The sequence below is a fragment of the Ruegeria sp. O11 genome, from assembly GCF_056535285.1.
Genome location: NZ_JBQERS010000001.1, coordinates 32,764 through 53,066, shown reverse-complemented (window position 1 = coordinate 53,066; position 20,303 = coordinate 32,764). Strand labels below are relative to the sequence as shown.

Here is a 20,303-nt window from a genome sequence, read left to right as displayed (position 1 = left end):
CGCACAGGATTGTGAGCCCCGTTTCAGCGGTTTTCTGTCATCTATTCTCCAATCAACAGGAAGGGATAGAACATGAGGGCGCTTTGTGCTGCGATCTGCCTGCTGGCCATGCCTGCTTGGGCCGACGGCATTGAACCTCTTGCCGGATGGGCGATCTACTCCAGCGGAAAAAGCTATGAGAGCCTCGTGGAAGACACAAAGGCCGCGGTAAAAGAGAACGGCCTGATCGTGGTCACACAGGCCGGGCCGACCAAAGCAGCGGCATCGCGCGGCATTACCATTCCGGGCAATCGGGTGATCGGCGCATTCAACAACGACTACGCGGTTCGGGTCCTTGAAACCTCGACCAATGCGATGATCGAAGCGCCTATCCGGTTCTATGTGACCGAGGAAAAGGATGGCACTGCTACCCTGTCCTACAAAACCCCGAGTTTTGTGTTCGCCCCATATACGGATGAAGGCGGTGAGGCGCTGCGCGGGATTGCCACCGAATTAGACGAAAAGTTTCAGGCCGTGGCGGAAAGCGCCGTCAAATAGTCACACTGACGTGAAGCTGCTTGCGTCCGGGCGCGTCCTCCGCAATCTGCTGAAAGATAAACTTGTCGGAGCTTGATTGATGCAGGACCTGTCCCCCCGCGCTGCGGATCTGTTGGCACAACGCCTTTTCGAGGCCGGATGCCGCCACGCGTTCGGAATGCCCGGTGGCGAGGTTCTGACATTGGTGGATGCGCTGGAAAGCGCAGGTATCACCTTTCATCTGACCAAACATGAAAACGCAGCCGGTTTCATGGCCGAAGCCGTTCATCATCGCGATGGCGCGCCTGCGATTCTGGTGGCCACGCTTGGCCCGGGCGCAATGAATGGGATCAACGTGGTCGCGAACGCATTGCAGGATCGCGTTCCGATGATCGTGTTGACCGGATGCGTCGATGCGGACGAAGCGCTGACCTACACTCATCAGGTGATGGATCACTCGCAAGTCTACCGCTCGATCACCAAGGGCACATTCATGCTAACTGCTGACGGGGCCGATATCATCGCCGACAAGGCGGTATCGCTTGCGAACCAGCCGCGCCCCGGTCCGGTGCACATCGATGTGCCAATCTCGGTGGCCGATACGCGTGTATCGGGGGTTAAACACCGTCGTCTCGCGAAAGTCGCACCCGTCGCACCTGGCGCTGAATGTCTGGAAAAGGCTCGCCGTTGGGTGGCCGAGGCCGAACGCCCGATGGCGATCATTGGTCTCGATATTCTCTACGACGACTCGCGCTGTGTCGTGCGGGCGTTTTTGGAGCATTTCAACATTCCCTTCGTCACGACCTACAAGGCCAAGGGGGTGGTGCCCGAGGATCATCCGCTGTGTCTGGGTGGGGCGGGTCTTTCGCCGCTGGCCGACAAGCATCTGGTTCCGCTGGTAGAACAGGCTGATCTGGTACTGTGCCTGGGCTATGACCCCATAGAAATGCGCCCTGGCTGGCGCGAGATTTGGGACCCGGAAGACAAGCGAGTGATCGACATTGCTGCTGTAGTGAACGATCACTATATGCATCAGGCCGGATTAAATTTGGTGGCGGACACCAGCGCAACACTTGAGGCCATCGCCAAGGGCAACCCTGCCCGCAAGACTTGGCCGAATGGTGAACCGGATCAAGTCAAGACAGCACTGGCAGAAGCCTTCCCAACCGATGAAGACTGGGGACCGGCGGCGATCATCGCGGAAACCCGTGCAGTGCTACCAACTGAGACACTCGCCACCGCCGACAGTGGCGCCCATCGCATTCTGCTCAGCCAGATGTGGGAGTGTTCGGAGGAGCGCGGGCTGATCCAGTCTTCGGCGCTCTGCACAATGGGGTGCGCTGTCCCTATGGCGATTGGACTGAAACTGGCCGAACCGGACCGCCCCGTGATCAGCTTCTCGGGCGACGCCGGGTTTCTGATGGTCGCCGGAGAGCTTTCGACCGCCGCCGAAATGGGCGGCAACCCGATCTTTCTTGTGTTTGTCGATGCCAGCCTTGCCCTAATCGAATTGAAGCAACGCCAACGCCAGATGGGCAATCGAGGTGTCGATTTCGACCGCCATGACTTTGCCGCCATGGGGCGCGCCTTTGGCGGGTACGGTCATACGGTGCGCAACCGCGACGAATTGCGGGCTGCGCTGGATCAGGCGTTGAAAGCCGACAAATTCACTGTCATTGCTGCGGAAATTGACCGTGGAGGATATGATGGCCGCATCTAAAGGACCGCTCAAAGGCGTAAAGGTACTGGACCTGTCGCGCATTCTGGCTGGCCCGACCTGCACGCAACTGCTGGGTGATTTGGGAGCCACCGTCATCAAGATCGAAAACCCAGCGACCGGAGGTGACGACACGCGGCAATGGGGCCCTCCCTACGTCGAATACGCGGATGGTAACCGCTCGGATTTGAGCGCCTATTTCATGTCATCCAATCGTAACAAGAAATCGGTCGCTTTGGATATCGCCTCGGCGGAAGGACAAGCGGAAATCCGACGATTGGCGTCTCATGCGGATATCCTGATCGAGAACTTCAAACCCGGCGGGCTTGCGAAATACGGGCTCGACTACGCCACCCTGTCCAATGAGTTTCCCAGCCTAGTCTATTGCTCGATCTCGGGTTACGGGCAGACCGGTCCGAACGCATCGAAACCCGGTTATGACCTGATGGCACAAGGCTATGGCGGAGTTATGTCGCTGACTGGAGATCCCGAAGGCGCACCAATGAAGGTTGGCGTTGGCATCGCCGATGTGATGTGCGGCATGTATGCCTGCGTCGGTATTTTGGCCGCCCTGCGGCATCGCGATCTGACCGGCGAAGGCCAGCAGGTCGACCTTGCGCTGGTGGATTCGCAAGTGGCCTGGCTGATCAACGAAGGCGTGAACTACCTGACCTCGGGCAATGTGCCTCAACGGCGCGGCAACGGGCATCCAAACATTGTCCCTTACGACGTATATGCAACCAACGACGGGCACGTGATTCTTGCGGTCGGAAACGACAGCCAGTTCAAAAGATTCTGCAGTTTCATCCAACACCCAGAGCTTGCTGACGATCCGCGATTTGCCACCAATCCTGCCCGTCTTGAAAGTCGTGACTCATTGAATGCAATCCTTCGCCCTGCCGTACAGGCGCTGGATACCAGCCGCGTTATTGCAGGGCTGGAAGAACTGAAAGTACCGGTTGGTCCTGTGCAAACACTTGATCAGGTCTTCGCCTCAGATCAGGTCGCTGCCCGGCGGATGCAGGTCACTATGCAGGCTGCACCCGGTGAGGTGCAATTGATCGGAAACCCTCTGAACCTGTCCCGTACACCTGTAACATATCGCAGTGCACCTCCAGTCTGTGGCGCTGACACACAAGCTGTTCTAAACGCAGAAAACCCCTTCGAAGATTGAAACACTCTGCCTGATTAGGCGGCAAGTTGCTGAAACATGCCCTTGAATCGGCGGTTTTTTTCGCGTTTTCCACACACGCGTTTTCACCAATTCGAGAGCAGGGTCGATACTGTTACGACCCCGCGGCACACTCTGTTACATCAAACACTATAGAATGCCGCAATCAGATTGGACCCAAGCATGAAACAAGACGTTTTTGGACAGATGAACACCCTGACCCAGCCCGCAAGCGTCGAGGCGTGGGATGGTGTTCTCCTTGGGTTCATGGCGCACGCAGCCGTAACGCCGCAGCATCTGAGCAAGGTGCTGGAGCTTGAGCCGGACTTTGCCTTGGGTCACGCGATCAAAGGTCTGTTCATGGTCCTACTGGGGCGCCGCGAGATGATCGCGGTCGCGGCCGAAGCGCTGACCGCAGCCAATGCAGCTATGGAACGTCAGCCAGTTTCGGACCGTGAAAGGCTGTATGTCGAGGCACTGGCGATGTATATGGCCGACCTTCCCACGCAAGCGATACAGAAATTCGAAGAGATCCTTCGGGCGCACCCCACGGACACTCTGGCGATGAAACTCAGCCACGCCACTCGGTTCGTTTTGGGAGATTCGCAAGGGATGCGCCGGTCGATTGAACGCGTGATGCCCGCTTACGAACCTGACCACGCCGGGCGTGGATATCTGCTGGGCTGCCATTCATTTGCTCTTGAGGAAACGGGTGCCTACGAGAAAGCCGAGATCGCCGGGCGTCAGGCTCTTTGGATGGTTTCCGACGATGCTTGGGGATTGCACGCCGTCGCGCATGTGCATGAGATGACGGGAAATGCTCAGTTGGGCCTTGACTGGCTTGCGGGGCGCGAGGATGCCTGGGCGCATTGCAACAATTTCCGCTATCATGTGTGGTGGCACAAGGCGCTGATGCATCTGGATCTGGGTCAGGTCGATCAAGTAATGGCTTTGTATGATCACCACATCCGTCAGGACAAGACCGACGATTACCGCGATATCTCGAATGCGACTTCGCTGCTGTCCCGGCTAGAGCTTGAAGGGGTGGATGTCGGCAACCGCTGGGAAGAACTGGCCGATCTCAGCGCTGCCCGAACCGAAGACGGCTGCCTGATCTTTGCCGACCTGCATTACATGCTGGCCCTGACTGGCGACAACCGTTCGGATGCGACCAGCAAAATACTGCACCGCATCCAGAGCGATGCCCAGCGTAACCAGGGCGATACGCCGATCCGCATGTCTGATCCCGGCGTCGCTGCGGCCAAGGGGCTTGAGGCCTTTGGCGAAGGCCTCTATGGCCAAGCCTTTGACTTTTTGTCAGACGCACGTGGTGGAATGCAGCTGGCTGGTGGCAGCCACGCCCAACGTGATGTATTCGAGCGCATCACAATTGATTCAGGCCTGCGCGCCGGCCGTCTGGATGCTGTCGAGCGCATTCTTGACGACCGCCGCGCCAAGCGCTCCGGTGGCGAAGACAACTATGCCCTCGCCCGCCGCGCATTGATCGAGGCCGCACGCGACAATGGCGACGCACAAAGCGTCCCCGCCGAATAAGAACAATAAAAAAGACCAAGAAGGACAGAAACCGTATGGCGACTGCATCGCCCGCTTCTGATTTTGCTCCGGTGGCGCCTCAAACCGCCACCCCTGCCCGCACGCGCGACCCGCGCCTTGATTTCTATCGCGGTATCGCGATGTTTATCATCCTTATTGCCCATATCCCGAACGATCCTTGGGCCAAGTGGATTCCTGCTCGGTTCGGGTTTTCGGATGCAACCGAAATCTTTGTTTTCTGCTCCGGCATGGCCTCGGCCATCGCCTTTGGCGGAGCGTTCATGCGCAAGGGCTGGTTGATGGGCACCGCGCGCGTCTCGTTCCGTATCTGGCAGGTTTACTGGGCGCATATTTGTCTGTTTTTCTTCGTCGCTATGACTATGGCAGCGCTGAACCAAAGCGGGCTGTTCGAGAAAAACTATATCTCGTCGCTGAACCTGCAGCATTTCTTCAATGACCCCGCAACGCAGATCGTGGGGCTGTTCACTCTGACCTATGTGCCCAACTATTTTGACATCCTACCGATGTATCTGGTGGTGCTTGCGATGATGCCGCTGTTCATGGGGCTCTATCGCATCGGATTTTGGGCAGTCGCCCTGACATCGGTCACGATCTGGCTGATCGCGCAATACGATTACCTTGATCTGCCTGCAGAGCCCTGGTCGGACCGGCAATGGTTCTTCAACCCGTTTGGCTGGCAATTGCTGTTCTTCACTGGCTTCGCGTTCATGCGCGGCTGGATTCCCGCCCCGCCGGTTTCAAAAACGTTGATCTGGGCGGCCTCATTATTCCTGATCTTCTCGATGCCGTTTGGTTCGTGGAAGGTTTTTACCTGGATAAATGCCGCAGCACCCGATCTCGCTGATGAAATCCGCAAAGTCTGGCCGGTAACCAAAGAGTTCCGCAACAAGACAGACTTTGGCCTTTTCCGATATTTGCATTTCCTCTCACTGGCCTATCTGGGCTGGGTTGTTGCCGGTGAGCATGGCCACCGCCTGATCGCCACCGGTCAGGGAACCGCAGCGAAGGTTTGGCAGTTCCTGCTGAGTGTCATCACCAAAGTCGGGCAGCAGTCGCTTGCGGTCTTTGTATTTTCCATGGCTGCAGCGCGACTTATCGGCGTCGGATTGGACCTGAGTGGGCGGGATGTTGCCAGTGTCTTTGTCGCCAACATGATTGGCTTTGCCATGATCATCGGCGTGGCCTATCTGGCCGCGTGGTTTAAGTCACACCCTTGGAAGACTAAGAAATGAATTTTACACGCCGCGCTTTCCTCGCCTCATCAACGGCATTGATCCTCGCTCCGGCAGCTCATGCGACCGGCGGTGAGGTCGCCTTTGACCGCAACACAGTTATCGAAATGGCGCGCGATCTGGCAAGCCGACCTTATGTAGAACGCGAGATGGTGCCGCAAGAATGGCAGGATCTGAACTATGAGCAATATCGCTCGATCCGTTTCCAATTGGAAAAAGGCCTTTGGTACAGCACCAAGTCACCGTTCGAAGTCGATTTCTTCGCGCCCGGACTTTACTTCCCTCGCGCAGTGCAAATTTCAACCGTCGACCATGGTCATGTGACACCTGTTGCCTTTGATCTGGACATGTTCACAAAAAGCGAAGACGTTCCCTCTTTGCCTGCAGACGAAACGCTGGGCTTTTCGGGGTTCCGCCTGCGTGCCGAGATGCATCGGCCCGGGTTAACCGACGAGTTCTGCGTCTTTCAGGGTGCCAGCTATTTCCGCGCGATCGGTTTGCACGAAGCATATGGTTTGTCAGCACGCGGTTTGGCGCTGAAAACCGGCGATCCCGATGGGGAGGAATTTCCCGATTTCATTCGCTTCTGGCTCGAAAAGCCCGCGTCGGGACAGCGGAACATGGTGGTCCACGCCCTGATGGACAGCCCCAGCGTCAGTGGTGCGTACCGGTTTGAAATCACGCCAGGTGACGACACCATCATGGACGTCAGCGCAACGCTGTTTCCACGCACCGAACTGTCCCATGTCGGCATCGCACCAGGCACATCCATGTTCCTGTTCGATCAGACCAATCACAGCCGGTTCGATGATTTTCGCCCCGCAGTTCACGACAGCGACGGGTTGCTGATCCGGAATGGTGCGGGCGAAGTCCTATGGCGGCCATTGGCCAATCCAACCCGCCTGCAGATCGCCTCCTTTGTGGATATGAATCCACGTGGCTTTGGCCTGATGCAGCGTAAGCGCGAATTCTCAGACTACGCTGATCTTGAGGCCAACTATCACAAGCGCCCCAGCTTGTGGGTCGAGCCCAATGGGGACTGGGGCAAGGGGTCTGTCACGCTGGTAGAAATACCCGCAGATCAGGAAATTTATGACAATATCGTCGCCTACTGGCGGCCGATGGAACCGTACGCGGCAGGCAGCCAAGTTGATATGTCCTATCGCCTGATCTGGGGCGAAGAACCTCAGCGCACACCCGTCGCGCGGGTCATCAATACGGCCATGGGCGATAATACCTTTGGCGAAGGACGGTTGGCCGTGATCGACTTTGAACCAAGCGATCTGTTTGACGACCCCGAGGAGATGACTGTTTTTGTCGACTCGCCTCATGCTGAGACGTCGGACGGAGTGTTGCAGCGTAATCCAGATACAGGTGGATTACGACTGGCGTTCTCATTTGAACCTGGTGAACGCAACCATGTCGAATTGCGCGCGCAACTGCTGAAAGACAAACAGCCGGCCTCTGAAGTCTGGCTATACCGTTGGACCTCATGAGCCGCGATCTTCATATCATGCCGCCCGAGGCCCCTCTGGCGATGCCCGCGCAGAACTTTGCGCAGGGGTTCCGCGATGCGCAGGCCCCGACTAGTGATCGGAGACCATCAGCCGGATTCTGGCGTGCGCTGGCCTTTTCACCGGCGATGGCGGCAACTTTGGGCCTGCTCTGGGTCATGTCTGACTGGTTCAGCGCCGAAGGGATCAACCTGGTCGAAGGTATCCTGCTAACGTTGATCTCTTTCAACTTCTTCTGGATTTCATTCACGGTCTGTACCGTGTTGCTGGGCATGGTTTCGCTGTCCCGTCAGGAGCAGCCCAATCGCGAAGGCCGACCGCAGCCGCTGCGCGTGGCGCTGTTGACGCCGGTCTACAACGAGGTGCCCTGGAACGTTCTGGGCAATGCTCGCACAATGCTTGAAGACCTGCAGCAACGCGGCGGTCAGCACCATTATGCAATGTTCATCCTGTCCGACACGCGCGAACCCGAGATCGCCGCGCAGGAACAGGCCAGCGTTGAGGCGTTGCGGACAACCTTGGCACCAGGTTTGGAGCTTTACTATCGCCGCCGCCCTACAAACACGGATCGCAAGGTCGGGAACATTGCCGATTGGGTCAGCCGCTGGGGCGCGGATTGGGATGCGATGCTGGTGCTGGATGCCGACAGCTTGATGACAGGTCGCGCGATCAGCCGTTTGACCGACGCGCTGGCGCGTGATCCGGGTGCAGGCCTGATCCAGAGCTATCCGCAACTGATCGGCGCGCAGTCGGTTTTCGCCCGGATGCAGCAATTTGCCAATGGTGTCTATGGTATCGCATTTGCCGAAGGTCTGGCCCGCTGGTGCGGGCAAGAAGGCAATTACTGGGGCCATAACGCCATCATCCGCACAAGCGCTTTTGCCTCCAGCGCGGGCTTGCCGAAGCTGAAATCTCTCAATGGGCAGGACAAGCTGATCATGAGCCATGATTTTGTCGAGGCCGGACTGCTGCGTCGCGCCGGATGGGCCGTGCGCTTTTTGCCACGCATTCGCGGATCGTATGAAGAAACACCACCCACCCTCATCGACCACGCCATGCGCGACCGCCGTTGGTGTCAGGGCAACCTGCAGCACCTGAAACTGCTTGGTTCGACGGGGTTCCGTGCGGTCTCACGCTTCCATATGTTTCACGGTGCGGTCGGATATCTGATGTCGCCGCTATGGTTTGCGCTTTTGGTGATGTGGGCTTTGATCGGCCAGGGCAAGGATGCCTCGGTTCTGCATTACTTCAGCCCCGATAATCCGCTTTTCCCGCAATGGCCTGAGATGTCCGAAACACGCCACGTACTGATCATTTTGGTGATGTACGCAATGCTGCTGGCCCCCAAGGTTCTGGGCGTGGCCGCACTGCCCCTCAGCGGCGTACGATATTCCGATTTCGGCGGCACCCGTAAGTTCTTTACTTCATTCCTGTCCGAGGTCGTTTTATCAGTTCTCTATGCTCCGATTTTGATGGTGCAGCAGATGATCGCGGTTTTCCGGACCACCCTGGGCATTCAAAAAGGCTGGTCACCGCAGGCCCGTGATGGCGGCAGCTATGGGCTGCGGACCTTGATCTTGTGTCACGCGCTTGAAACCGTAAGCGGTGTGGCATTGAGCGTTGGTATTCTTGCTGGTCTCGTCTCAGTTTGGTTGGCCCCAATCGCAATCAGTCTTGCGCTGGCAATCCCGCTTTCGGCGCTGAGCGGCGTATCAGCGGGCGCTGCGCGTCGTATGGTCGGGATGCGCGAAGACGTCAGCGAGCCTGCTATCACCCGGTCAGCACGGCTCTATCGTGATGAGTTGAAGCGCCTGATCGAAGGCAAGGGCATCGTCACCCCGGCAGAGTAATCAACTGCCGGGTAAGCCCTCGTACCAATCCACCATCATATCGGCCCAACCTTTGGGCACTGTATGTCCACCTGGAAACAGCGCGAATTCCAGCGCGCTTCCTTCAGCGCATCCCATCCAGTTCCGACGCATGAACTGGCCAGTGGTTAAAAACCCGCTGGGTTTGGTATCGACGCATTCATTGGCAACGCGCCAAATTTCGAGACCAGCAAAGATATCACCTTGATGGAACCGGCCTCCGCCGAGTATGCGCCCTTCCAACGGAACCACATTGTCTGTCCAACCGTGGGTGTGGAACAGACGGACCGGTCCTTCGCAAGTCTCCGGATGCGGCCTCCAGAAACCGCCTGAAACCGGTGCATAGGCCGAGAAGGTTTCCGGCGCCGCGCAGGCAAGGTAATAAACCATAAATGCACCCGCTGAAAAACCGCTTAGCACTACCCGACCGGGGTCAATGTCAAACCGATTGGCCGCATCCTGAACGGCTTCGGTCAAAAAATCGGCCTCGTCACGCCCGTCCCAACCAGGAAAGAAGTTCCAGCTTTGACGACCATTCCGCTCGGAACCTTCGGGGGCCATCACGGCGTAGCCTCGTTTCAGCAGCGGTTCGACCATTGCCCTGTTCTTGAGTGTCCCAGTACCCGTGCCACCATAGCCATGCATGAATACGACTAGCGGCGGATTGTTATCCGCCGGCAACTCGATCTGATACGCGCCTGCATCTGTCTTGCAAACCCCATCTTGATCACCGCAAACGGCCAGAGCGGTTTCCCCCGTGAAGGCAAGGCCCAAAGCCAGCCATAATCTCGCTCGCATTACGTATCCTCTTTGTAATCATTGACGGGCAGACCCGCGCGAACCCAACCTGGTCCGGCGGCCGACCCCAGCATACCCTCAGGCACATCGATGACATTGGTGAAGCCCGCTTTAGTCAGTTGGTTGCTTAACCGGGCAGAACGTACACCACGCGCGCAAATCAATGCCACCGGCGCGGTGCGATCGCCCTCGAGCAATTGATCCAAAACGGGCACAAAATCTTCGCGTCGCATGTCGAGCGGATGGGCACCTTCACCGATCCCCGTTGCGCGCCATTCGCGAGGGGTACGGATGTCGATCAGAACAATATCCCCCTGCCGCACGTGCTGGTGGGCAGTGGAAACCGCGATCTGATGTCCTGCGTAATCCTGTGGAATCAAACGGTATTCCCGGAGCGCCAAGCCTCCGGCTATCACCGTTCCAGCTCCAAGGAAGACCCATCGACGGGTTTTGATCGCGTGTTCTGCCAAATTGCGCCTCCTGATGTAAATTTGGGTCATATCACAAGCACGCCACCATTTCGCGCCCCTGTTCGCGCGCGTTGTTCAAGATATTGTCATCGCCCCCCGAACAACTTTGCAATGGTCAATCTCTTCGAAAAAACAGCCCAATCTCTGGACAGTTCGGAATTTTTCCCTACAAAATCAGGACTAACTTGACCGCACAGACCGGAGTATCGCACTTGTCCCTATTCCTTATCGCGGCCCTTCCCTTCCTCGGAGCTGTTTTTCCAGCCCTCTTGATCCGGGCAGGACGAAACGCAGCAGCTTCCGCGGCAGGGCTGACCACATTCCTCGCCCTGATGGGACTATTGATCCATATTCCCAGCGTCATGCGCGGCGAGGTGGTGACTGCGCGATTTGACTGGATACCGGGGCTGGGGCTGAACGCGAATTTCATGCTCGACGGGCTGGGTTTTCTGTTCGCGCTGCTGATCTTAGGGATCGGCTTGCTGATAATCCTGTATGCGCGGTTTTACCTGTCACGCGAAGATCCGATGGGGCAGTTCTATACCTATCTACTGTTGTTTCAGGGCGCGATGGTCGGTATCGTTCTGTCTGACAACATATTACTTCTTCTTATTTTCTGGGAACTTACGTCCCTAAGCTCATTCCTTTTGATCGGCTATTGGAGGCATCTGCCCGAAGGGCGGCAAGGTGCCCGGATGGCGCTGGCTGTCACCGGCTCAGGCGGGCTGGCGATGATCGCCGGGATGCTGATCCTGGGCAACATCGTTGGCTCCTACGATCTAAGCGTCATCCTGCAGAACAAAGAACTGATACAGGCGTCGCCCTACTACCTGCCCGCGCTGATCCTGATACTGCTGGGCTGTTTCACCAAGTCGGCACAATTCCCGTTTCATTTCTGGCTACCGCACGCCATGGCTGCACCGACACCAGTTTCAGCCTATCTGCACTCTGCCACGATGGTAAAAGCCGGTCTGTTCTTGATGGCCCGGATGTGGCCGGTTCTGGCTGGGACGGATACGTGGTTCTACATCGTCGCCACCACCGGGCTGATCACCATGCTGCTGGGTGCAGTGATTGCGCTGTTCAAGGACGATCTCAAGGCACTGCTTGCATTTTCGACAGTCTCACACCTTGGATTGGTGACCATGCTGCTGGGTTTTGGCACCAAGATCGCGGCTGTGGCAGCCATCTTCCACATCATCAACCACGCTACATTCAAGGCCGCTCTGTTCATGACCGCTGGTATCATTGACCACGAAACCGGCACACGAGACATCAAGCGCTTGGGTGGATTGCGTCAACTGATGCCGATCACCTTTACCATCGGTACCATTGCAGCGCTGTCGATGGCTGGTCTGCCTCCGCTAAATGGTTTCTTGTCGAAAGAGATGATGCTGGAAGAGACGGTGCACACAACCTGGCTGAACTCGCATTATCTGGTTCCCGGTTTGGCGCTATTGGCCGCGCTGTTCTCTGCCGCTTATTCCTTCCGCTTTGTCGCGCATGTTTTCCTGGGTGCTGAACGCAAAGATTATCCAGCTCACCCACATGACCCCCCTATCGGGTTGTGGCTGGCGCCTGCGTTCCTTGTGGTTCTGGTGGTCCTTATTGGCCTCTATTCCGCGGCGATCGTCGGCCCTCTGGTCGCGGTTGTCTCCAGCGCCGTGATTGGTGGTGAGAAGCTGCCCTATTATTCGCTGAAACTGTGGCATGGTTTCACGCCCGCGCTTTACATGTCAGCGGTAGCAACACTGGGTGGTTTATTCCTGCTGTCCCTGCATCGCAGGGGTGAGCAGATCTGGAATGCCCTGCCCCGCCCCGAGGCCAAGGTGATCTTCGAAGCAGTCATCAGCGTGTTGACCCGCCTTAGCCAGTGGATCACGGATGAGCTGCACAACGGCGTGATCAGCCGCTATGCCATCATCCTGATCGCCTTCACGGTTGGCATCGGTTACTACGCCTTTGCAACTGGCACGATAGGCATAGAAACCAGGGTGCCGCTCCCGGCCCAGATCATTCCCATCATCGGTTGGATTTGCCTTGTTGCGGCGACACTTGCGATCATGTGGTTTCACCGCAACCGCCTGCTCTCGCTGGTGTTGATTGGGGTTGTCGGTCTGATCGTATCCATGGCGTTCAACTATCTCTCGGCCCCCGATCTGGCACTGACGCAGATCTCAGTTGAAGTTGTAACCATGATCCTGTTGTTGCTGTCGCTGAACTTCCTGCCCACCGAAACGCCTTGGGACAGCAGCGCCGCACGGCGCTGGCGCGATGCAGCGATTTCGGTTGTGGCCGGGATCGGCTCGGGCGCGTTGATCTACGCGCTGATGATGCGGGATTTCGCCTTTCCGACGATTTCAGATTTCCATCTTGCGAATTCCTACAAAGGCGGTGGCGGCACCAATGTGGTGAACGTAATCCTCGTCGACTTCCGGGGATTTGATACGTTTGGCGAGATCATCGTGCTGGGTATTGCCGCCCTGATCATCTTTGCCCTGACCGAAGCGGTTCTGAGCACCAACGTGCGCGGCTATTTGCTGAACCGCAAACCGCACTGGCCGCAGTCAGGTGACTCGCATCCTCTGATGATGGTTGTCGCCACCCGGGTAATGATGCCAATTGCCTTGATGGTTGGTGCCTACATCTTCTTCCGTGGCCATAACCAGCCCGGAGGTGGCTTCATCGCAGGCCTCATCGTCGCCATCGCATATCTGATGCAATACATGGCCAGCGGATACACATGGGCCATCGAACGGCAACGGTTCTATTACCACGGCACGATCGGCTGGGGTGTCCTGATTGCCGCCGCCACCGGTTTAGGCGCGTGGTTTAATGAGCGCCCGTTCCTGACAAGTGATTTCGGTTATATCCACTGGCCACCTCTGGAAGAGTTCGAATGGGCCACTGCAATTCTGTTCGATACCGGAGTGTTCCTCGCCGTATTGGGGGCGGTGATGCTGGCGCTCGACAGCCTGTCGCGGTTCGCCTGGCAGCCGGGCATGGCGCAGGAATTCCCGATGGATATCAATCCGTTGCGGGACAATCCTCCGGAAGATGAAAATGAGAAGGAGCAGGCCTGATGGAAGCGCTCGTAGCCTCTGCCGTAGGTGTGATGACCGCCGCCGGGATATTCCTGATCCTGCGCCGACGAACCTTCCCGGTTATTCTGGGCCTGTCTCTGATCACCTATGCCGTGAACGTATTCCTGTTCGCCACAGGACGTTTGGCGCTGGACGCCCCGGCCGTTCTGAACAAATACGAAGATGTGCCCTATACCGATCCACTGCCGCAAGCGCTGGTTCTGACGGCAATCGTGATCTCGTTCGGGATGACCGCGGTGATCGTGATGATCGCCCTGTCTGCCTATCTGTCCTCGAAGGATGACCATATTGACATGAGTGCGAGCGACAGCGTGGATGCACCGGGAGAAGACGCATGAACCACTGGATCGTTGCGCCGATCGTCCTGCCCGCGATCCTGGCCCCGTTCATCATCATGGTCCTGCGATATCATCTGGATTTGCAACGCATATTCTCGGTCGCGGGGGTAGTCGGGCTGCTGGGGATCGCACTGACCATCACAGCGCAAGCCACAACCGGGGAAATCCAGGTCTATGAGCTGGGCGATTGGCCTGCGCCATTCGGCATCGTGCTGGTATTGGACCGGATGTCGGCCATGATGGTGCTGCTTACGGCGTTGCTGGCCCTGCCCATCGTTCTTTACGCCATCGGATCAGGGTGGGATGATAGGGGCAAGCATTTCCACGCCCTTTTCCATTTCCAGCTCATGGGCGTTTGCGGGGCCTTTCTGACCGGGGACGCCTTTAACCTTTTTGTGTTTTTCGAGGTCCTTCTGATCGCTTCCTACGGGCTCATGACACACGGAGGCGGAGCGGTCCGGCTGAAGGCAGGGGTGCAATACGTCACCTACAACCTGCTGGGTTCAACCCTTTTCCTGTTTGCGCTTGGAACTATCTACGCCGTCACCGGCACGCTCAACATGGCTGATCTGGCTGTTCGGGTCGCAGAAATTCCACCCGAGGATACCGCCCTGCTACGGGTTGGGGCCGTTCTGCTACTGTTGGTGTTCTGTATCAAGGCTGCCGTGCTGCCGCTGCATTTCTGGCTTCCTGCAAGTTATGCCAATGCGCCTCTACCTGTGGCCGCCCTGTTTGCAATCATGACAAAGGTCGGGGCCTACTCTATCCTGCGGGTGTATACTCTGGTCTTCGGGCCGGACGTTGCCGCAACCGAAGGGCTGGTTGGTGCGTGGTTGCAACCTGCAGCATTGGTCACCTTGGCGGTTGGTGCCGTAGGCATTCTGGGCTCACAGCATATCGCACGGATGGTTGCCTTCTGCGCCATTACCTCGATGGGAACATTGCTCATCGCTATCTCACTATTCAGCGAGGTCGCAACGGCGGCAGCCCTATATTACGTCTTCCATTCGACGCTCGCGACCGCTTTGCTATTCTTGGTGGCGGATATGGTGATGGAACGTCGTGGAGGTGCCATCACGCCGACTGCACCGATGCCGCAAACCGGGCTGATCTCGGCCCTCTTCTTTGTTGGTGCCATTGCGATGGCAGGAATGCCCCCACTATCCGGCTTCATCGGCAAATTACTTGTTCTTGACGCCTCGCGCGGGGCGCCGGATGCCAATGCGGTCTGGGCTGTGATCTTGATCGGATCATTCGTGACCATTGTCGGATTGGCCCGTGCCGGCACACTCATTTTCTGGAAGTGCCACGACGTACAGGCAATCCCGCCAACTGAACCAGATTCAGAAGAAGAATCAGTTGCCACCGCAATTGCGCCCGAACCACACGCAGCCCTTGCGTTTACCTCAGTCTTTGGCGCGGTTCTTGGTCTGGTACTGCTCACACTATTTGCTGGCCCGGCACTGCAGTACACCAGTAAAACCGCAGAACAGTTGTTTACCCCCGAGAACTACATCTCGGCCGTGCTGGGGAGGGAAGAATGATTAAGCTGCTACGCCGGATATTCCCGCACCCTCATCTGACCGTATTGCTGACGATCGTCTGGATTTTACTGGCGAATTCGCCGTCTCTGAATTCGCTTGTGTTCGGCTTGTTGCTGGGGATCATTATTCCGTTCATCACGCAACCCTATTGGCCTGACCGTCCCAAGCTGCGCAATTGGCCAATGGTCGTGGAGTACATGCTGGTCGTGCTGTGGGATATCGTGATGGCCAATATCGCAGTCGCTCGAATTATCCTGTTTAAAAAGGATGCCGACCGCCAACCTGGTTTCGTTTGTGTCCCGCTCGAACTGCGTACGCCAGAAGCGATCACTGTACTTGCTGGAACTATCACCATGACACCCGGTACCGTTAGCTGTGATCTGTCCGCACAAGGGCACAATCTGCTGGTACACTGCTTGGATGCGCCAAACCCCGAGGAAGTGCGCGACCAGATCAAAAGCCGCTACGAGCGCCGCCTTAAGGAGATTTTCGAATGATCGAATATGCGATATATTTTGCATTCGCCTGTTTCGGAGCGGCGATCATGATGTGCCTTTGGCGGATCATCACTGCAGATGGCGTGGGCACCCGTGTACTGGCACTGGATACAATGGTGATCAACACCATCGCATTGCTGATACTGTATGGGCTGAGCATCGAAACCGAGATTTTCTTTGAGGCCGCGATGATCATCGCCATGCTAGGCTTTGTCTCAACCGTGGCCTACGCGCGCTTCATGCTGCGCGGCAACATCATCGAGTGAGGGCGGCATGACATTCATCTTCGAACTGCTCATTGCCTTCTTCCTGATCGTCTCGGGCATATTCGGCTTTGTCGGCTCCTTTGGAATGATCAAGCTGAAAGACCCGATGTCGCGATTGCACGCACCAACCAAAGCGACAACGCTGGGTGTGGGAGGTGTACTCCTGGCTTCGATCGCACATTCAGTACTGCTTGAGGGCAAACTTTCACTGCATGAGCTGTTGATTACGCTGTTCCTTTTCCTGACGGCACCGATCACGGCCCTGTTCATTGCCAAATGGCACATTCATCGACACGAAAAGCCCAGTGATTTGCCTGATGCGGGCGAGGATGAGCTTTGGGCCACCCACGCCGTTGAGCAGGTTGAAGACGTCCCGGACCACAGCGCGAACTAGTTACAATGCACACACCACCGCTGCCCCTGACCCGCGATCTGGTTCTGATTGGCGGGGGTCACACCCATGCGCTACTGCTACGCAAATGGGGGATGAACCCGTTGCCGGGCGCACGTGTTACGGTGATCAATCCCGGCCCGACCGCGCCCTATTCGGGAATGTTGCCGGGCTTTGTTGCTGGCCATTATCAGCGTTGGGAACTTGATATCGATCTGGTCCGTCTCGCCCGCTACGCAGGGGCTCGGGTAATATTGGGCACAGTTGAGGGGATCGATCCGGACAGACGTCAAATCCATGTTCCCGGACGCGCGCCGGTGGAGTTTGATGTCGCTTCGGTCAACGTGGGTATCACGTCAGATATGCCTACCTTGCCCGGGTTTTCCGACCATGCGGTCCCCGCCAAACCCCTTGGCCGCTTCGCCGCACAATGGGAGGAGTATCTTTCAGAGCCCGGCCCCGCCTCGGTCGCGGTGATCGGTGGCGGTGTTGCCGGTGCTGAATTGGTCATGGCAATGGCCCATGCCCTGCGTGCCAAGGGGCGCACGGCAAAGGTCACTTTGATCGATAATGCAACCGCCCTGTCCGCAACAGTTCCAAAAGCCTCAGCAACCATCCGTCAGGCCATGAAGCAACTAGGGATCGAGGTTCTTGAGCAAGCTTCCATTCAACAAATTTCAAAGGGGCGAATTGATCTGTCAAACGGTCATCAGATCGCTGCCGAATTCATCACCGGAGCGGCAGGCGCACGGCCATATGATTGGATTTCCAACAGCGGCCTCGCGCTTCAAGACGGCTTCATCCAGGTGAACGCGTTCCTGCAATGCAGCGATCCTGCGATCTTTGCCGCCGGTGATTGTGCGCACCTTTCAGAAAACCCGCGTCCCAAAGCCGGGGTATACGCGGTGCGCGAGGCACCGATCTTGTATGACAATCTGCGCGCGGCACTGGGTGCCGGGAAGATGAGGCGGTATGCGCCTCAAAAGGATTACCTGAAGCTCATCTCGCTCGGCCAAAAATCTGCGCTGGCCGAACGATTGGGAACCTCGTTCAGCGGACCGCTCATGTGGAAGTGGAAGAACCGCATTGATCAGCGTTTCATGAACAGATTTCGTGAATTGCCCCAAATGCCCGCCCCCCCTCTGCCTCGGTATCACACTACTGGGATGCAAGAGGCACTGGGAGAAAAGCCGATGTGCGGTGGATGCGGTGCCAAAATCGGTCGAAGAGCGCTGCAAACCGCGCTGGCCGAACTGCCGCGGCTTGAAAAGCCTGACATCACTTACCTGCCCGGCGACGACGCGGCATTGCTGAAGGCCGGTGGTGTACGACAGGTTATAACTGCGGATCATCTGCGCAGCTTCACCAATGATCCGACATTGATGACCCGGATTGCCGCCGTTCACGCACTTGGTGATGTTTGGGCGATGGGCGCGCAGCCACAGGCCGCGACGGCCACAATCATCCTGCCCCGCATGTCCGCTGAACTCCAGCAACGTACAATGGCCGAGATCATGCAGATTGCCAGCACCGTCATGCATCAGGCCGGTGCTGAAATTGTCGGCGGGCACAGTTCGATGGGTGATGAATTGACCATTGGCTTCACGTTGACAGGTCTTTGCGAAGCCGAACCCATCACGCTAGGCGGTGCGAAATCCGGTGATGCCTTGATCCTGACAAAGCCACTAGGCAGCGGTGTGTTGATGGCCGCTGAAATGGCCGGGCAAGCAAAAGGAGATTGGGTCGTTTCCGCTTTCGAGCACTTGATTCAGCCGCAAGGCGAGGCATCCCACATCTTAAGAGGCGCCCACGCGATGACCGATGTCACAGGATTCGGTCTGGCAGGTCACCTGCAGGGCATGTGTGAGGCTTCGGGATGTGGCGCGACCCTGTCTCTGGCGCAGGTCCCGGTTATGAAAGGTGCAGTTGAACTAAGTGATCAGGGCATCCGATCCACAATCTACGCCGATAACCGCGCCATAACCCCTGAACTTCCAACCGGAGGCAAAGCTGACCTGTTGTTCGACCCCCAAACAGCCGGAGGCCTGTTGGCAGCTGTTGCATCCGATGAGGCTGAACATCTATGTGCCCAACTGCAGGCCGTCGGCTATCCTGCTGCTCTGATCGGCCACCTGAACACGACACCGGGCCTGCACGTTCACAACTGATCAAGTATCCTTACGATCTGTTCCGCTGTCGCGGACAACCCCTTGCCATCAAGTGACGAGGCATCAATCTGGGCGATTACCTCAGCGTGTTGTGCTTTACGGGATTTGGCGTAAGCCGGATCATAGTGCTGCTCCATCAGTGCCTGAGTCAGAGCCCTTTTGTCCCCCGCGTCAATCAAATCCAACCAACCATCGACAACATCATGGCCGCGATGAAACCGCAGCGGGGACAACCGGTCTCGTAACCTTTCGCCGTCCGACAGGATGTCGTCATAGGTTGAGACCAGATACGCCGTGCGCGCCTCGATCGGCGCATTGATCTGAATTCGGGGTGCCGAACACAGGGCAGACCAAAGGCTGGGTGGCAAGATCAGGCTTCCGATTTTCGACGACTCCGCCTCAACTACGATGGGCCGGGCCTCCTCCATTTCGAACAGAGCTGCGGTCAAGGCGGATTCAAACGCTTTCTGACTGGGTTGGCCGCCGGGCATTTCGCCCAACAATGATCCTCGGTGATTGGCCAACCCTTCCAGATCAACCACCTGAACACCTAGCGTCCGCAGGTGCGCCAGCAGGTCAGTTTTGGCCGTCCCGGTGTATCCGTCCAGCGCGACCAACCGATAGGGCAGCGCATCATCATAAAGATATTGCTTCACCAACCGGCGGTAGGACCGGTATCCGCCTTCAACCACCTCGGCACGCCAGCCAATCTGTTGCAGCATCCAGCCGAAGGACCCGGATCGCTGACCACCACGCCAGCAATAAACCAAGGGTTTCCAGTCTCCCTCATGGTGGCTAAGTCGGTTCTCGATGTGACCCGCTGCATTGCGAAACACCAGTGCCGCACCCAACTTGCGGGCCAGAAACGGGCTTTGCTGGACATACATGGTGCCAACCCGCGCACGCTCTTCATCGTTCAGAACGGGAAGGTTGATGGCGCCGGGCATGTGATCCTCGGCGAACTCAGCTGGGCTTCGCACGTCAATGACCGTATCAAACTCGTGGCTGTAAAGCTGTGCCAGACTGGAGAATTTCAATGTCATACCAACGGTCTATCGCGCCTAACGGCAGAAGAAAAGCAAGCGGCCATCAGTGACACCGGAACGCCGCATTGATGAGCCATTGCAATACGCG

The 20,303-nt window shown here is 57.2% G+C and carries 17 protein-coding genes; 14 read left to right on the top strand and 3 right to left on the bottom strand.

Translation table 11 applies throughout. The features are described from left to right. The first annotated feature begins 72 nt into the window (after positions 1–72). The 7 genes from ACRZ91_RS00245 to mdoH all read left to right on the top strand — a co-directional run bounded on the left by ACRZ91_RS00245 (position 73) and on the right by mdoH (position 9,575). Positions 73–537 carry a DUF302 domain-containing protein gene (locus ACRZ91_RS00245; protein ID WP_480901739.1) on the top strand — a complete coding sequence of 155 codons (465 nt, stop codon included), beginning with the start codon at positions 73–75 and terminating at the stop codon, positions 535–537. A 79-nt stretch (positions 538–616) separates the two neighbouring features. After that, a complete protein-coding gene (locus ACRZ91_RS00240) occupies positions 617–2,236 on the top strand; it encodes a thiamine pyrophosphate-binding protein (RefSeq protein ID WP_480901737.1) in 1,620 nt (539 codons plus the stop codon). Then, complete coding sequence (locus ACRZ91_RS00235; RefSeq protein WP_480901735.1) at positions 2,223–3,407, top strand: CaiB/BaiF CoA transferase family protein; 1,185 nt, start codon at positions 2,223–2,225, stop codon at positions 3,405–3,407. The genes ACRZ91_RS00240 and ACRZ91_RS00235 overlap by 14 nt, the downstream gene beginning before the upstream one ends. Before the next feature lie 180 nt (positions 3,408–3,587). Further along, entirely contained in the window at positions 3,588–4,958 is a 1,371-nt protein-coding gene (locus ACRZ91_RS00230) for a tetratricopeptide repeat protein (protein ID WP_170468855.1), read from the top strand. Positions 4,959–4,993: 35 nt separating this feature from the next. Beyond that, positions 4,994–6,211 (top strand): OpgC family protein, encoded by a 1,218-nt coding sequence (locus ACRZ91_RS00225; protein WP_480901733.1) that lies wholly within the window; start codon positions 4,994–4,996, stop codon positions 6,209–6,211. Beyond that, the gene (locus tag ACRZ91_RS00220; RefSeq protein WP_170468850.1) at positions 6,208–7,707 is read left to right on the top strand and encodes a glucan biosynthesis protein G; all 1,500 of its coding nucleotides are present in this window, start codon (positions 6,208–6,210) and stop codon (positions 7,705–7,707) included. The genes ACRZ91_RS00225 and ACRZ91_RS00220 overlap by 4 nt, the downstream gene beginning before the upstream one ends. After that, positions 7,704–9,575: a glucans biosynthesis glucosyltransferase MdoH gene (mdoH, locus tag ACRZ91_RS00215; protein ID WP_480901729.1), complete on the top strand. Its 1,872-nt coding sequence runs from the start codon at positions 7,704–7,706 to the stop codon at positions 9,573–9,575. The genes ACRZ91_RS00220 and mdoH overlap by 4 nt, the downstream gene beginning before the upstream one ends. On the opposite strand, the gene ACRZ91_RS00210 is transcribed toward mdoH, so the two are convergent. Beyond that, positions 9,576–10,391 (bottom strand): CE1 family esterase, encoded by an 816-nt coding sequence (locus ACRZ91_RS00210; protein ID WP_480901726.1) that lies wholly within the window; start codon positions 10,389–10,391, stop codon positions 9,576–9,578. Beyond that, on the bottom strand, positions 10,391–10,861 hold the full coding sequence (locus ACRZ91_RS00205) for a rhodanese-like domain-containing protein (RefSeq protein ID WP_480901723.1): 471 nt from the start codon (positions 10,859–10,861) through the stop codon (positions 10,391–10,393). Before ACRZ91_RS00205 ends, ACRZ91_RS00210 begins: the two co-directional genes overlap by 1 nt. A 212-nt stretch (positions 10,862–11,073) precedes the next feature. Here ACRZ91_RS00205 and ACRZ91_RS00200 point away from each other — a divergent pair, with 212 nt between their 5' ends. From ACRZ91_RS00200 to selD, 7 genes are read left to right on the top strand one after another with little or no spacing between them, the layout of a single operon-like run. Then, complete coding sequence (locus ACRZ91_RS00200) at positions 11,074–13,944, top strand: monovalent cation/H+ antiporter subunit A (protein ID WP_480901721.1); 2,871 nt, start codon at positions 11,074–11,076, stop codon at positions 13,942–13,944. Continuing rightward, positions 13,944–14,303 (top strand): Na+/H+ antiporter subunit C, encoded by a 360-nt coding sequence (locus ACRZ91_RS00195; RefSeq protein ID WP_010438934.1) that lies wholly within the window; start codon positions 13,944–13,946, stop codon positions 14,301–14,303. Before ACRZ91_RS00200 ends, ACRZ91_RS00195 begins: the two co-directional genes overlap by 1 nt. Then, positions 14,300–15,847: a monovalent cation/H+ antiporter subunit D gene (locus tag ACRZ91_RS00190; protein WP_260025106.1), complete on the top strand. Its 1,548-nt coding sequence runs from the start codon at positions 14,300–14,302 to the stop codon at positions 15,845–15,847. The genes ACRZ91_RS00195 and ACRZ91_RS00190 overlap by 4 nt, the downstream gene beginning before the upstream one ends. Beyond that, positions 15,847–16,344: a Na+/H+ antiporter subunit E gene (locus tag ACRZ91_RS00185; RefSeq protein WP_170470849.1), complete on the top strand. Its 498-nt coding sequence runs from the start codon at positions 15,847–15,849 to the stop codon at positions 16,342–16,344. Before ACRZ91_RS00190 ends, ACRZ91_RS00185 begins: the two co-directional genes overlap by 1 nt. Continuing rightward, a complete protein-coding gene (locus tag ACRZ91_RS00180; protein ID WP_010438928.1) occupies positions 16,341–16,610 on the top strand; it encodes a K+/H+ antiporter subunit F in 270 nt (89 codons plus the stop codon). The genes ACRZ91_RS00185 and ACRZ91_RS00180 overlap by 4 nt, the downstream gene beginning before the upstream one ends. Positions 16,611–16,617: 7 nt before the next feature. Further along, positions 16,618–17,004 (top strand): Na+/H+ antiporter subunit G, encoded by a 387-nt coding sequence (locus tag ACRZ91_RS00175; protein WP_010438925.1) that lies wholly within the window; start codon positions 16,618–16,620, stop codon positions 17,002–17,004. Between the two features lie 5 nt (positions 17,005–17,009). Continuing rightward, positions 17,010–19,169 carry a selenide, water dikinase SelD gene (selD, locus tag ACRZ91_RS00170; RefSeq protein WP_480901717.1) on the top strand — a complete coding sequence of 720 codons (2,160 nt, stop codon included), beginning with the start codon at positions 17,010–17,012 and terminating at the stop codon, positions 19,167–19,169. Here the strand turns inward: selD and mnmH are convergent. Next, a complete protein-coding gene (gene mnmH, locus ACRZ91_RS00165; RefSeq protein WP_480901715.1) occupies positions 19,160–20,212 on the bottom strand; it encodes a tRNA 2-selenouridine(34) synthase MnmH in 1,053 nt (350 codons plus the stop codon). The two genes, selD and mnmH, sit on opposite strands and share 10 nt — an antisense overlap. Positions 20,213–20,303: the final 91 nt, after the last annotated feature.

Bases quoted from the DNA above. Each gene is read 5' to 3' on its own strand.
- ACRZ91_RS00210 (WP_480901726.1), bottom strand. From the start codon at position 10,391: ATGCGAGCGAGATTATGGCTGGCTTTGGGCCTTGCCTTCACGGGGGAA.
- ACRZ91_RS00195 (WP_010438934.1), top strand. From the start codon at position 13,944: ATGGAAGCGCTCGTAGCCTCTGCCGTAGGTGTGATGACCGCCGCCGGG.
- ACRZ91_RS00225 (WP_480901733.1), top strand. From the start codon at position 4,994: ATGGCGACTGCATCGCCCGCTTCTGATTTTGCTCCGGTGGCGCCTCAA.
- selD (WP_480901717.1), top strand. From the start codon at position 17,010: ATGCACACACCACCGCTGCCCCTGACCCGCGATCTGGTTCTGATTGGC.
- ACRZ91_RS00230 (WP_170468855.1), top strand. From the start codon at position 3,588: ATGAAACAAGACGTTTTTGGACAGATGAACACCCTGACCCAGCCCGCA.
- ACRZ91_RS00240 (WP_480901737.1), top strand. From the start codon at position 617: ATGCAGGACCTGTCCCCCCGCGCTGCGGATCTGTTGGCACAACGCCTT.
- ACRZ91_RS00220 (WP_170468850.1), top strand. From the start codon at position 6,208: ATGAATTTTACACGCCGCGCTTTCCTCGCCTCATCAACGGCATTGATC.
- ACRZ91_RS00175 (WP_010438925.1), top strand. From the start codon at position 16,618: ATGACATTCATCTTCGAACTGCTCATTGCCTTCTTCCTGATCGTCTCG.
- ACRZ91_RS00245 (WP_480901739.1), top strand. From the start codon at position 73: ATGAGGGCGCTTTGTGCTGCGATCTGCCTGCTGGCCATGCCTGCTTGG.
- ACRZ91_RS00235 (WP_480901735.1), top strand. From the start codon at position 2,223: ATGGCCGCATCTAAAGGACCGCTCAAAGGCGTAAAGGTACTGGACCTG.
- mnmH (WP_480901715.1), bottom strand. From the start codon at position 20,212: ATGACATTGAAATTCTCCAGTCTGGCACAGCTTTACAGCCACGAGTTT.
- mdoH (WP_480901729.1), top strand. From the start codon at position 7,704: ATGAGCCGCGATCTTCATATCATGCCGCCCGAGGCCCCTCTGGCGATG.
- ACRZ91_RS00180 (WP_010438928.1), top strand. From the start codon at position 16,341: ATGATCGAATATGCGATATATTTTGCATTCGCCTGTTTCGGAGCGGCG.
- ACRZ91_RS00190 (WP_260025106.1), top strand. From the start codon at position 14,300: ATGAACCACTGGATCGTTGCGCCGATCGTCCTGCCCGCGATCCTGGCC.